The organism is Curtobacterium sp. MR_MD2014 (assembly GCF_000772085.1).
Classification (GTDB): Bacteria; Actinomycetota; Actinomycetes; order Actinomycetales; family Microbacteriaceae; genus Curtobacterium.
Genome location: NZ_CP009755.1, coordinates 825,371 through 837,647, shown reverse-complemented (window position 1 = coordinate 837,647; position 12,277 = coordinate 825,371). Strand labels below are relative to the sequence as shown.

The 12,277-nt window shown below is 72.6% G+C and carries 12 protein-coding genes; 8 read left to right on the top strand and 4 right to left on the bottom strand.

All coding sequences use genetic code 11. The features are described from left to right. The first annotated feature begins 26 nt into the window (after nucleotides 1–26). Nucleotides 27–1,055: a class II fructose-bisphosphate aldolase gene (gene fbaA / locus NI26_RS03915; protein WP_066652690.1), complete on the top strand. Its 1,029-nt coding sequence runs from the start codon at nucleotides 27–29 to the stop codon at nucleotides 1,053–1,055. A 94-nt stretch (nucleotides 1,056–1,149) separates the two neighbouring features. Then, the gene (locus tag NI26_RS03910) at nucleotides 1,150–2,409 is read left to right on the top strand and encodes a M18 family aminopeptidase (RefSeq protein ID WP_066652688.1); all 1,260 of its coding nucleotides are present in this window, start codon (nucleotides 1,150–1,152) and stop codon (nucleotides 2,407–2,409) included. A 46-nt stretch (nucleotides 2,410–2,455) separates the two neighbouring features. On the opposite strand, the gene NI26_RS03905 is transcribed toward NI26_RS03910, so the two are convergent. Continuing rightward, nucleotides 2,456–3,577 (bottom strand): zinc-binding alcohol dehydrogenase family protein, encoded by a 1,122-nt coding sequence (locus NI26_RS03905; RefSeq protein WP_066652681.1) that lies wholly within the window; start codon nucleotides 3,575–3,577, stop codon nucleotides 2,456–2,458. Nucleotides 3,578–3,662: 85 nt separating this feature from the next. On the opposite strand from NI26_RS03905, the gene NI26_RS03900 reads away from it, so the two are divergent. Then, complete coding sequence (locus NI26_RS03900; RefSeq protein ID WP_066652678.1) at nucleotides 3,663–4,232, top strand: TetR family transcriptional regulator; 570 nt, start codon at nucleotides 3,663–3,665, stop codon at nucleotides 4,230–4,232. Between the two features lie 39 nt (nucleotides 4,233–4,271). On the opposite strand, the gene NI26_RS03895 is transcribed toward NI26_RS03900, so the two are convergent. Together NI26_RS03895 and NI26_RS03890 are read right to left on the bottom strand one after the other, a co-directional pair. Continuing rightward, nucleotides 4,272–5,030: a DUF6264 family protein gene (locus NI26_RS03895; RefSeq protein WP_066652677.1), complete on the bottom strand. Its 759-nt coding sequence runs from the start codon at nucleotides 5,028–5,030 to the stop codon at nucleotides 4,272–4,274. Continuing rightward, nucleotides 5,027–6,091 carry a 4-hydroxy-3-methylbut-2-enyl diphosphate reductase gene (locus tag NI26_RS03890; protein WP_081984691.1) on the bottom strand — a complete coding sequence of 355 codons (1,065 nt, stop codon included), beginning with the start codon at nucleotides 6,089–6,091 and terminating at the stop codon, nucleotides 5,027–5,029. Before NI26_RS03890 ends, NI26_RS03895 begins: the two co-directional genes overlap by 4 nt. Before the next feature lie 137 nt (nucleotides 6,092–6,228). Between NI26_RS03890 and xseA the strand changes: the two genes are divergently transcribed. The 5 genes from xseA to NI26_RS03865 all read left to right on the top strand — a co-directional run bounded on the left by xseA (nucleotide 6,229) and on the right by NI26_RS03865 (nucleotide 10,627). After that, on the top strand, nucleotides 6,229–7,470 hold the full coding sequence (xseA, locus tag NI26_RS03885) for an exodeoxyribonuclease VII large subunit (protein WP_066652675.1): 1,242 nt from the start codon (nucleotides 6,229–6,231) through the stop codon (nucleotides 7,468–7,470). A 64-nt stretch (nucleotides 7,471–7,534) separates the two neighbouring features. Continuing rightward, nucleotides 7,535–7,807 carry an exodeoxyribonuclease VII small subunit gene (locus NI26_RS03880; RefSeq protein WP_066652672.1) on the top strand — a complete coding sequence of 91 codons (273 nt, stop codon included), beginning with the start codon at nucleotides 7,535–7,537 and terminating at the stop codon, nucleotides 7,805–7,807. Further along, the gene (locus NI26_RS03875) at nucleotides 7,804–8,439 is read left to right on the top strand and encodes a DUF4245 domain-containing protein (RefSeq protein WP_066652670.1); all 636 of its coding nucleotides are present in this window, start codon (nucleotides 7,804–7,806) and stop codon (nucleotides 8,437–8,439) included. The genes NI26_RS03880 and NI26_RS03875 overlap by 4 nt, the downstream gene beginning before the upstream one ends. A 35-nt stretch (nucleotides 8,440–8,474) precedes the next feature. After that, nucleotides 8,475–9,089 (top strand): carbonic anhydrase, encoded by a 615-nt coding sequence (locus tag NI26_RS03870; RefSeq protein ID WP_066652668.1) that lies wholly within the window; start codon nucleotides 8,475–8,477, stop codon nucleotides 9,087–9,089. 164 nt (nucleotides 9,090–9,253) lie between these two features. Then, nucleotides 9,254–10,627, top strand: coding sequence for a class II fumarate hydratase (locus NI26_RS03865; protein WP_144411421.1), 1,374 nt, complete (start codon nucleotides 9,254–9,256; stop codon nucleotides 10,625–10,627). A 164-nt stretch (nucleotides 10,628–10,791) separates the two neighbouring features. Here the strand turns inward: NI26_RS03865 and NI26_RS03860 are convergent, their stop codons facing one another. Continuing rightward, complete coding sequence (locus tag NI26_RS03860; RefSeq protein WP_200884132.1) at nucleotides 10,792–12,153, bottom strand: PhoH family protein; 1,362 nt, start codon at nucleotides 12,151–12,153, stop codon at nucleotides 10,792–10,794. Between the last annotated feature and the right edge of the window lie 124 nt (nucleotides 12,154–12,277).

Below are 12,277 nucleotides of genomic sequence, written 5' to 3'. Positions count from 1 at the left end.
GGAACCACCAGTCGAAGGAGATCGCAGTGCCCATCGCAACGCCGGAACAGTACGCCGAGATGCTCGAACGAGCGAAGGCCGGCAAGTTCGCCTACCCCGCGGTGAACGTGTCCTCCTCCCAGACGATCAACGCGGTCCTCCAGGGCCTGCAGGAGGCCGGCTCGGACGGCATCCTCCAGGTCACGACCGGTGGCGCCGACTACTTCGCCGGGCACACCGTGAAGAACCGCGCCGCCGGCGCCCTCGCGATGGCCCGCTTCGCCCACGAGGTCGCGAAGAACTACGACGTCACGGTCGCGCTGCACACGGACCACTGCCCGAAGGACGCCCTCGACGGCTTCGTCATGCCCCTCATCGCCGCGAGCGAGGAGGAGGTCCGCCAGGGCCGCAACCCGATCTTCCAGTCGCACATGTGGGACGGGTCGGCCGTGCCGCTCGACGAGAACATCGAGATCGCGCGCACGATGATCGAGAAGACGCGCAACATCAACGCGATCCTCGAGGTCGAGATCGGCGTCGTCGGCGGAGAAGAGGACGGCGTCCAGCACGAGGGCACCAACGACGCGCTCTACACGACCCCGAACGACGTCGAGAAGGTCGTCGACGCGCTCGGGCTCGGCGACCGGGGTCGCTGGATCGCCGCGCTCACGTTCGGCAACGTGCACGGCGTCTACAAGCCGGGCAACGTCAAGCTGCGCCCGGAGCTCCTCGGCGAGATCCAGGCCTCGGTCGCGCAGAAGCACGGCACCGGTGAGAACCCGCTCGACCTCGTCTTCCACGGCGGCTCCGGCTCGACCGACGACGAGATCCACGAGGCCGTGCGCAACGGTGTCATCAAGATGAACATCGACACGGACACGCAGTACGCGTTCACGCGCTCGATCGCCGACTCGATGTTCCGGAACTACGAGGGCGTGCTGAAGATCGACGGCGAGGTCGGCAACAAGAAGCAGTACGACCCGCGTGCCTGGGGCAAGGTCGCCGAGACCGCCATGGCGGCCCGCGTCGTCGAGGCGGCGAAGGTCCTCGGCTCGGCCGGCAACAGCAAGGGCTGATCGGCACCACCAGCCGGGAGGAACGGGGCGCGTCCGCAAGGACGCGCCCCGTTCCGCGTCCGGTCACCGCCACCGCCCGTGCCACGATGGGCGGGTGACCTCCGACGCCATCGCCTCCTCGTTCGCCCAGTACGTCACCGAGTCCCCCACCGCGTTCCACGCGGCCGCGGTCGCGCGGGACCAGCTCGTCGCAGCGGGGTTCACCGAGCTGTCGGAACTCGACGCCTGGCCGACCGAGGCGGGCGCCTACGTCGTCATCCGCGACGGCGCGGTCATCGCCTGGCGTCTGCCGGAGTCGGCGACGCCCACCACTCCCTTCCGGATCCTCGGTGCCCACACCGACTCCCCCGGCTTCCGCATCAAGCCGAACCCCGCCGTGCGAGTGGGCGGGTGGGAGCAGCTCAACGTCGAGGTCTACGGCGGCGCGCTCCTGTCCACCTGGTTCGACCGCGACCTCCGCATCGCCGGACGTGTGGTCGACGCCGACGGATCGGTGCGGCTCGTGTCGACCGACGCGGTCGCGCGGATCCCGAACCTCGCGATCCACCTCGACCGCGGGGTGAACGACGGCAAGGAGATCGACCGGCAGCGCCACACCCTGCCGGTCGTCGGCACGGACGGCACCACCGGCGGCACCGACGTGCTCGGGTGGCTGCGCGGCCGGCTCGGGGAGGACGCGGTCTCGTGGGACCTCTTCCTCGCGGACACACAGCCCCCGGCGCGCATCGGCATCGATCGGGAGTTCCTCGCGTCCGGCCGCATGGACAACCTGACGAGCGTGCACGCCGGGCTCCGCGGGGTCGTCGACGCGCCGACCGACGGCGACCACATCCCGGTGTTCGCGGCGTTCGACCACGAGGAGATCGGTTCCTCGACCCCGTCCGGTGCCGGGGGCCCGTTCCTCGAGGACGTGCTCGGCCGCGTGCAGGAGGGGCTCGGTGCCACCCGCTCCGAGGCCGCCCGGGCGTTCCGGGCGTCCTGGCTCCTGTCGAGCGACGCCGGACACCTCGTCCACCCGAACCAGCCGGAGAAGCACGACCCGACGAACCGTCCGCGTCCGGGAGCGGGCCCGCTCCTGAAGATCAGCGCGAACCAGCGTTACATGACCGAGGCGAAGGGCGAGGCCGTGTGGGCGACCGCCTGCGACACCGCCGGCGTCTCCTGGCAGCCCTTCGTCAACGTGAACACCATCCCCGGTGGCTCGACCATCGGCCCGATCGCGGCGACGCGGCTCGGCATCCCGACGATCGACATCGGCGTCGGCCTGCTGTCGATGCACTCGGTCCGTGAGCTCGTGCACGTGGACGACCTCGCGGCACTGCACGGCGCCGTCGCCGCCTTCCTCGCCGGGTAGGCGGGTCACGGCCCGGCCGGCCGGACAGCGCCGGCTGGCCCGCGGGTCAGAGCGTCACGACCACCTTGCGCGCGGACACCCCTGCACGCTGCCGGTCGATCGCGCCCTGCACCGCGCCCGGCCCGTGCCCGACGACGAGCGGCTCCGGCATCGGTCGGATCGAGCCGTCGGCGAGCCCCTCGGGCAGGACCCGGCCCCACAGCTCCGGGCCCAGGTCGTCGTCGCGCAGGCTGCTCCCCCACACGAACGCGGCCCGGATCCCCGCACGACGGGCACGCAGCGTGAGCGCCAGCGTGGCGAGTCCGAGGCGGGTGAACACCGGGAGCATCGCCGGGAAGAGTCGCCGACGGCCGGCGATCCGGTCGAGGGAGACCGGCGTGCTCGCCATCGCCAGCGCGGTGCCACCCGTCCGGCGGAGCACCTCGATGCACGCGGCCGTCGAGGTCGTCCCGAGCGCGACGGCACCGACGACGGGGCGTCCGGCGACGCCGGCGACGAGGTCGTCCACCGCCGTCGGCGAACCGTGGTCGACGACGACCTCGGCCCCGAGCGACCGGACGGTCGCGGCGTTCCGGGGCGACGCGGTGCTCACGACCGCGTACCCGGCGGCACGGGCGAGCTGCACCGCGTTCATCCCGACGCTCGTCGAACCACCCCAGACCACGACGACGCCGGAGCGGTCCGACGGCGCGTCGGCGGCCCCGGGGAGCGGGAGCCCGAGGTGCTTCGGCTGGAACAGCGCGCAGGCGGCGGTCGAGGCCCCGAGCGGCAGGACCGCGGCCTGTTCGAGGGGCACGTCGTCCGGCACCGCGGCGGTCAGGCGTTCGAGCAGCGCGGTGTGTTCCTGGAACGCGCCCTCGTGCACCGGGTCGCGGCCACGGTCGGTCCCGGTCGCGAGTCCGACGACGCGGTCGCCGACCGCGAAGCGGGTGACGCCGGAGCCGACGGCGACGACCTCGCCGGCGACGTCCGAGCCGAGCACCGCCGGCGTCCGGAGCCAGCGGTAGGTCACCGGCCCCGTGCCCTGGATCACCCAGTCCACGGGGTTGACGGCAGCGGCGCGGACGCGCACGACCACCTCGTCCTCGGCGGGGACGGGGACCGGTACCCGGTCGACGACGAGTGCGCCCCGGGGTTCACGGAGCAGAGCGGCGGAGTTGTCGGGCACGGCGGGCCTTTCGTCACGAGCGATGACACCTGGTGTCGTCACTCTACCCGCCCTCGGCACCGAGTGTCATCACTAGGGTGTCCCCATGGCGAGATGGGCACCGGACACCCGTGAGCGACTGCGGACGGCCGCGATGGAGCTCTTCGCGGAACGCGGCTTCCATGCGACGACGGTCCCCGACATCGTCGCGCGGGCGGGCGTCACCCGGCGCACGTTCTTCCGCCACTTCAGCGACAAGCGCGAGGTCTTCTTCGGCGATGACGAGATCCCCGCGATCGCGACCCGGATGATCGAGACCGCGCCGGCCGAGGAGGCACCGATGCGCGTGGTCCTCGACGGGCTCCGGCGGCTCGCGGCCGAGCGGTTCGACCCCCGCCGCGACCAGGTGCTCGCCGCACGACGGATCATCAGCGAGGAGCCCGACCTGCGGGAGCGGGACCTGCGGAAGCAGGAGGACCTGCGGGCGGCGGTCCGGGACGGCTTCCGTCGCCGCGGCGAGGACGACCGGACCGCCCGCTCCGTCGCCGGGCTCACGGTCCTCGTCCTGCAGACCGCGCTCGAGACGTGGCTCGAGGACGCGGACGGAACACCGCTGCAGGACCACCTCGACGCCACGGTCGACCGGGTCACCGGACTGCTCGACACCGGTCGCTGACCGGCGCACGGCCCGCACACGACAGCGAGGGCCCGAGGGTCAGGCCCCGGACTGCTGCATCAGCACCTGCACGAAGCCCGGGTCCTGGAACATCACCACGGCGAAGGCGACCAGGCTGACGAGCGACGCCACGGCCCCGCCGAGCAGCGGGACCCAGAACGTCCACCTCCGAGCGGCCAGCCGACGCAGGGACCACCACGCGACGAGGGCGAACACGACCACGTTGCCGATGGCTCCGACGGCAGCGGCGGTCGACAGCGCCGTGGGGTCGGAGAGCTCCAGGCCCTGCTGTTCGAACGCCCTGCGCACGGCGGAGGCGACGTCGCTCACCGCGAGCGACTGCACGACCGACAGCAGACCGAACGCCAACAGGGCGACCGTCACCACGAAGTCGAACTGCGACGCCCCGAAGCGGCTCGAGAGCGTCGGCCGCTCCTGACCGGCCGCGGCACCCCGCGACGGCCCGGCGCCGGTGCCACCGGGCGTGCGGCGGTCCGTCGGACGGGTCGTGCGTGCCGTGCCACGGTCGGTCGGCCCCTGGGTCGCCGCGCGGGCACGGTCGTCGGCCTCGCGCCGCTGCCGGTCGCGCCGTTCCTGCTCGACCAGGACCGGGTTCACCCAGCCCTCCGGCGCGTACTCGCCGTACTCGGGAGCGGGCGTGCCGTGGACCCGGCCGTCCCGTCGATCGGAGGCCGGTGCGGCGGAGGCGGGACGGGCCTCCAGGCCGAGGGCGGTCTCGTCCACGTGCCCCGGTTCACGGGCCGGTGCCGACGACCAGTCGCCGCGGAGGCCGCTCACGAGCGACGCCCGCCGAGGGCGCGGGTGGGGTTGCCCGCGGCGTCCGTGCGGAGCTCCTTGGGGAGCGAGAACATGAGGTCCTCGTGCGCCGTCACGACCTCTTCCACGGTGCCGTAGCCGGCGTCCGCGAGCTGCTCGAGCACCTCCGTGACGAGTTCCTCGGGCACCGAGGCACCGCTGGTCACACCCACCGTGCGGACACCGTCGAGCCAGTCCTGGCGGATCTCCTCGGCGTAGTCGACCCGGTGGGCGGACGCCGCACCGTACTCGAGGGCGACGTCGACGAGGCGCACGCTGTTCGAGGAGTTCGCCGAACCGACGACGATGACGAGGTCGGCGTCGGGCGCCACCTTCTTCACCGCGACCTGGCGGTTCTGCGTGGCGTAGCAGATGTCGTCCGACGGCGGGTTCTCGATGGACGGGAACCGCTCACGGAGCAGGCGGACGGTCTCCATCGTCTCGTCGACGCTCAGGGTGGTCTGCGACAGCCAGACGAGGTTGTCGGGGTCGGGCACCTCGAGCGCGGCGACGTCCTCGGGTCCGTTGACCAGGATCGTGCGCTCGGGCGCGTGGCCCATGGTGCCCTCGACCTCCTCGTGACCGGCGTGGCCGATCAGGACGATCGTGCGGTCCGCCTTCGCGAAGCGGGTGGCCTCGCGGTGGACCTTGGTGACGAGGGGGCAGGTCGCGTCGATCGCGTGCAGGTCGCGTTCTGCGGCACCGGCCACAACGGCGGGTGCGACGCCGTGCGCACTGAAGACGACGTGTGCGCCGCGCGGGACCTCGGCGACGTCGTCGACGAACACCGCGCCGCGCTGCTCGAGCGTGGAGACGACGTGGACGTTGTGGACGATCTGCTTCCGCACGTAGACCGGCTCGCCGTACTGCTCGAGCGCCTTCTCGACGGCGACCACGGCACGGTCGACACCCGCGCAGTACCCGCGGGGCGCGGCGAGCAGGACCTTCTTCGTGCCGGCGACCGGCTCGTCCCGCAGCCGACCACGCGCTGCGTGCACCCGCGGCGGGGCGAGCGGGACCGTGCGGCCGTTGGTGATCGTCACGTCCCCGATGATAGGTGCCGGGCACGCGCGGGGCCTGGGTGCGTCCGGGGCCGAGCCGGGCCGTGACGACGTGGTGGAGCACCGGCGTGCGGCGCCGCGGGCCGGCGCTGTCGCCGGGATGCGGCACGATGGTGGGCATGGCGATCGAACAGGGCCCGCCGACGGCCGACAACCCGTGGCCCGTCGCCCTGCTCGGGGCGAAGCTCCGCGACTGGATCGACCGACTCGGCACCGCCTGGGTCGAGGGCGAGATCACGCAGTGGAACGTCGCCGGCGGCAACGTCTACGGCAAGCTCAAGGACGTCGAGGTCGACGCGACCGTGTCCTTCTCGATCTGGTCGAGCGTGCGTTCCCGGGTGCCCGCGGACCTGGGGCAGGGCGCCCGCGTCGTCGCCGCGGTGAAGCCGAACTACTGGGTCAAGGGCGGCTCACTCACCATGCAGGTGGTCGAGATGAAGCACGTCGGCCTCGGTGACCTGCTCGAGCGGCTCGAACGGCTCCGGCGCACCCTGGCGGCGGAGGGCCTGTTCGACCCGTCCCGCAAGAAGCGTCTGCCGTTCCTGCCGCACCGGATCGGCCTAATCACCGGCAAGGACTCCGACGCCGAGAAGGACGTCAAGCGGAACGCGCAGCTCCGCTGGCCGCAGGTCGAGTTCCGCACGGTGCACACGGCGGTGCAGGGCGAGCGGGCCGTGGGCGAGGTCACGGCCGCGATCGTCGAGCTCGACGCCGACCCGACCGTCGACGTCATCATCGTCGCCCGGGGTGGCGGCGACTTCCAGAACCTGCTCGGCTTCAGCGACGAGGGACTCGTCCGGACCGCCGCTGCCGCCACCACCCCCATCGTCTCCGCCATCGGGCACGAGGCGGACCGCCCGATCCTCGACGAGGTCGCCGACCTGCGCGCCTCCACACCCACGGACGCCGCGAAGCGCGTGGTGCCCGACGTGGCCGAGGAGCTCGCGAACGTCCGCCAGGCCCGGGCCCGGCTCGGGCTGCGGCTCTCGCACACCCTGTCGGTCGAGGCCGACCGGATCGCCGCCCTCCGGTCGCGCCCGGCGCTGGCGTCGACCGCCTGGCTCGTCGACACACGGGCCGAGGAGGTCGCACGCGACCTGTCCCGTGCCCGTGAGCTGCTCGACCGACGCCTCGAGCGCTCGCACAGCGACGTCGGGCACCTGACCGGGCGGCTGCGCGCGCTCTCGCCGCGCGACACCCTGCGCCGCGGCTACGCCATCGTGCAGCGGAGTGACGGCGGGGTCGTGCGCGGCACCGAGGACCTCGACGGTGCGACGCCGGTCCACGTCACCCTCGGCGCGGGCACGGCGACGGGGACACTCGAGCCGGAGGGACCGGGGCCGGACGGTTCCGGGGCGTAGCCCGGTCTCCACGGGCTCCGCCGGCGGTGCACCGCCGACGGAGGGTGCTCGGTAGGATCGGGGTGTGTCATCCCAGCAGGAACCCGTGCCGTCCGACGTGCAGTCGCTGAGCTACGAGGCAGCGCGCGACGAACTCGTGCGCGTCGTCGGTGAGCTGGAGCAGGGGTCCGCGACGCTCGAGCGTTCGCTCGCGCTCTGGGAGCGTGGCGAAGCCCTCGCGGCCCGGTGCGAGGAGTGGCTCGTCGGTGCGCGCGCCCGGCTGGACGCCGCCCGTGCCGCGTCGGCCGGTGACGGCACCGCGGACACCGCAGGCGACCCGGACGGAGCAGCACGGTGACCGACCCCGACGGACGCCCGATCGTCGCCGAGCTCGGCCGCCCGGAGACCCCGGAGGAGACCTGGGCCCGGAAGGACGCCGCGCGACGCTCCCGCCGCGAGCACCAGACCGCCTTCAACCTCGTGCTGGCGCTCATCGCATCGCTCGGCATCGTGCTCTTCCTGGTCGCCGTGGTCGTGCGACCGGACCAGACCGTCGACCGGTCCGTGGACTACCAGCAGGTCGCCGCCGGTGCCGACGTGCCCGGCGTGACGCTCGCGGCACCGGACCTGCCCGACGGTTTCACCTCGAACCGCGCCGACTTCCAGGACAAGACGTCGGACGGCGTGCGGGTCTGGACGGTCGGCCTCGTCACCCCGGACCGCCAGTACATCGGCCTCCAGCAGGGCATCGATGCGAACGCGTCGTGGGTGGCCAACCAGCTCGACCAGGAGCCCGCCACCGGTGACCGCACCATCGACGGCACGAAGTGGACGGTGTACGACCGTCGTGACGAGGGCAAGGACGCCGGGAACCACGCGTACTCGCTCGTGCACACCTTCGGCCGCGACACCATCGTCCTGTCCGGCACGGCCGACGACTCGTCGTTCACGACCGTCGCGAAGGCCGTCACCGAGCAGCTCGCGAACTGACCCCGCCCGACCGAACCCGAAGCACGAGGAAGACCATGCCCGACCGCGCCGCCTCCACCCCGTCCGACGCCCTCCGCCTGCTCGTCGAGGGCAACGCCCGCTTCGCCGCCGACAAGCGCCGCACCGGCCGGATCGACCCGGACCGCCGTGGCGAGCTCACGGGCTCGCAGGCGCCCTTCGCGACCGTGCTCGGCTGCTCCGACTCACGCGTGCCGTTCGAGCACGTCTTCGACGCGGGCATCGGTGACCTGTTCGCGATCCGCAACGCCGGTCAGATCGTCGACGACGTCGTGCTCGGCTCCATCGAGTTCGCGGTCGTCGCCCTCGGCACCCCGCTCGTCGTCGTCCTCCGCCACACCGCGTGCGGAGCCGTCGCCGCGGCGCGCTCGGGCGAGCCCGTGCCCGCGCCGCACCTGCAGTCGCTCGTCGACGCGATCGCGCCGAGCGTCGAGCGGGTCCGCGCGACCGACGCCGAGCTCCCGCAGGAGGCCGTCGGTGCCGCGCACCTCGAGGCCACGCTCCGCCAGGTGATCGAGCGGTCCGGTGTCGTCTCCGACGCGGTCGCCGACGGTAGGTTGGCCGTCGTCGGGGCGACCTACGACCTCTCCACGGGCGAGGTCACCATCGACACCGTCGTGGGCCAGGCCTGACCGGCCGCCACGACGCGACGCCCGGAGACCACCGGGCCGCCGAAGACACCGGGGCGACCGCTCCGGCCGTGCACCACAGGAAGGACCACGACGACGTGACCCACACCAGCGAGCCCGACCAGACCGCGACCGACCGGACCGCGACGGGCGGTGACGGCTTCCGCATCGAGCACGACACGATGGGCGAGGTCCGCGTCCCGGTGGACGCCCTCTACCGCGCCCAGACGCAGCGCGCGGTCGAGAACTTCCCGATCTCGGGCAGCGGACTCGAGCCGGCACAGATCGTCGCCCTCGCCCGGATCAAGCGCGCCGCAGCGGTCGTCAACGGGTCCCTCGGCATCGTCGACCCGACCGTGGCCGACGCGATCGCACGGGCGGCCGACGCGATCATCGGCGGCGAGCACCACGACCAGTTCCCGGTGGACGTCTACCAGACGGGCAGCGGCACCTCGTCGAACATGAACATGAACGAGGTCCTCGCGACCCTGGCGACCCGCATCGCCGGCACGGACGTCCACCCGAACGACCACGTCAACGCGTCCCAGTCGTCGAACGACGTCTTCCCGACCTCCGTGCACGTCGCCGTGACCGAGGCCCTCATCCGCACGCTCGTCCCCGCGCTCGAGCACCTGGCGGAGTCGCTCGAGGCCAAGGCGACGCTCTGGGCCGACGCCGTGAAGTCCGGACGCACCCACCTGATGGACGCCACCCCGGTCACCCTCGGGCAGGAGTTCGGCGGCTACGCCCGCCAGGTCCGGCTCGGCATCGAGCGCGTGCAGGCCACGCTCCCCCGCGTCGCCGAGGTCCCGCTCGGCGGCACCGCGGTGGGCACCGGCATCAACACGCCGAAGGGCTTCCCGCAGCAGGTCATCGCCCGTCTGGCCTCGGACACCGGCCTGCCGATCACCGAGGCGCTCGACCACTTCGAGGCACAGGGTGCCCGGGACGCACTGGTCGAGGCGTCGGGTGCGCTCAAGGTCATCGCGGTCAGCCTGACGAAGATCAACAACGACCTGCGCTGGATGGGCTCGGGTCCGAACACGGGCCTCGGCGAGCTGCACATCCCGGACCTGCAGCCCGGCTCGTCGATCATGCCCGGCAAGGTGAACCCGGTCATCCCCGAGGCCACCCTGATGGTCGCTGCACGCGTCATCGGCAACGACGCGACGGTCGCCTGGGCCGGCGCCTCGGGTGCCTTCGAGCTCAACGTCGCGATCCCGGTGATGGGCACGGCCCTGCTCGAGTCGATCCGCCTGCTCGCGAACAGCTCGCGGGTGCTCGCCGACAAGACCATCGACGGGCTGCAGGCGAACCTCGAGCGCGCCCGCGCGTTCGCCGAGTCGTCCCCGTCGATCGTCACGCCGCTCAACCGCGTCATCGGGTACGAGGCCGCGGCCAAGGTCGCCAAGTACGCCGTCGCCGAGGGCATCACCGTGCGCGAGTCGGTCGTCGCCCTGGGCCACGTCGAGCGCGGCGAGGTCACCGAGGAGCAGCTCGACAGCGCGCTGGACGTCCTGTCGATGACGCACCCGAACTGACCCACGGGACCCACTGACGGACGGGAGGCACGGTGCCGGCTGGCACCGCGCCTCCCGTCCGTCGTCGGGTCACCCCCGAGACTCGCGCCTGCGGACACGTTCGCAGTCCTGCGACCGCGAACGTGTCCGCCCAGGCGAGTCCCGCCGGCGGCCGACCAGCCGCGCTACCCGAGGTCGGGCGAGTCGAGCAGCTCCGTCACGAGCGCCGCGATCGCCGACCGTTCCGAGCGGGTCAGCGTCACGTGCGCGAACAGCGGGTGCCCCTTCAGGCGCTCGATCACGCTCGCGACACCGTCGTGCCGGCCGACCCGCAGGTTGTCCCGCTGGGCGACGTCGTGCGTCAGCACCACGCGCGAGTTCTGCCCGATGCGCGACAGCATGGTGAGCAGGACGTTCCGCTCGAGCGACTGCGCCTCGTCCACGATCACGAACGCGTCGTGCAGGGACCGCCCGCGGATGTGCGTGAGCGGCAGCACCTCGAGCATCCCGCGCTCGACGACCTCGTCGAGGACGTTGTCGGACACCAGCGCGCCGAGGGTGTCGAAGACGGCCTGCGCCCAGGGGTTCATCTTCTCGGCGGCGTCGCCGGGCAGGTACCCGAGCTCCTGCCCACCCACGGCGTAGAGCGGCCGGAACACCATGATCTTCTTGTGCTGCTGTCGTTCGAGCACCGCCTCGAGCCCGGCGCAGAGCGCGAGCGCCGACTTGCCGGTGCCGGCCGAACCTCCGAGCGAGACGATGCCGATCTCCGGGTCGAGCAGGGCGTCGATCGCGAGCCGCTGCTCGGCGGAGCGTCCCCGCAGCCCGAAGACCTCGCGGTCGCCGCGGACGAGCGACACCGCGCCGGCCTCGTGCACGCGGCCGAGGGCCGACCCGCGCTCCGAGTGGATGACGACGCCGGTGTTCACCGGGACGCCGTCGAGGTGCGAGGACCGGATCTCCTCGTGCTCGTACAGGTCGCTCATCTGCTCGCCGGACACCTGCAGGTCGGTGATGCCCGTGTAGCCGGAGTCGACGGCGAGCTCGGCGCGGTACTCCTCGGCGGCCATGCCGATCGACGACGCCTTGACTCGGAGTGGCAGGTCCTTCGACACGACGACGACGTCCAGACCGTCGTTCGCCAGGTTCGATGCGACGGCCAGGATCCGCGAGTCGTTGTCCCCGAGCCGGAGCCCGGACGGGAGCACGGACTGCTCGGAGTGGTTCAGCTCGACGCGGAAGGAACCGCCGTCGTCGAGTGCGACGGGGAAGTCGAGCCGCTCGTGCTCGACCCGCAGTTCGTCGAGCAGCCGCAGGGCCTGGCGTGCGAAGTACCCGATCTCCGGGTCGTCGCGCTTGGACTCGAGCTCGCTGACGACGACCACGGGCAGCACCACGGCGTGCTCGGCGAAGCGGAACAGCGCCCGCGGATCGCTGAGGAGCACCGACGTGTCGAGCACGTACGTGCGTTGGGCGACCGACGTGGACGAGTCCGCGGTGGACCGCTGGGCGGGTTCGCGAGCGACGTTGCGAGAGGTCACGACCACTCCATCCCCGGGCCGCGCTCGGCCCGGTCACTGTCCTCGACGCGGCCGGAGAGCGGTCCCGAAGCACCGTTGCCTGGCCGCTCCGACCGGGCACCGTGCCCGGTGGGGCCAAGCTACGACCGGC

Coding starts and splice junctions, on each gene's coding strand:
- NI26_RS03870 (WP_066652668.1), top strand. CDS start 8,475: ATGCCCGACCGCGCCGCCTCCACCCCGTCCGACGCCCTCCGCCTGCTC.
- xseA (WP_066652675.1), top strand. CDS start 6,229: ATGGCGATCGAACAGGGCCCGCCGACGGCCGACAACCCGTGGCCCGTC.
- NI26_RS03900 (WP_066652678.1), top strand. CDS start 3,663: ATGGCGAGATGGGCACCGGACACCCGTGAGCGACTGCGGACGGCCGCG.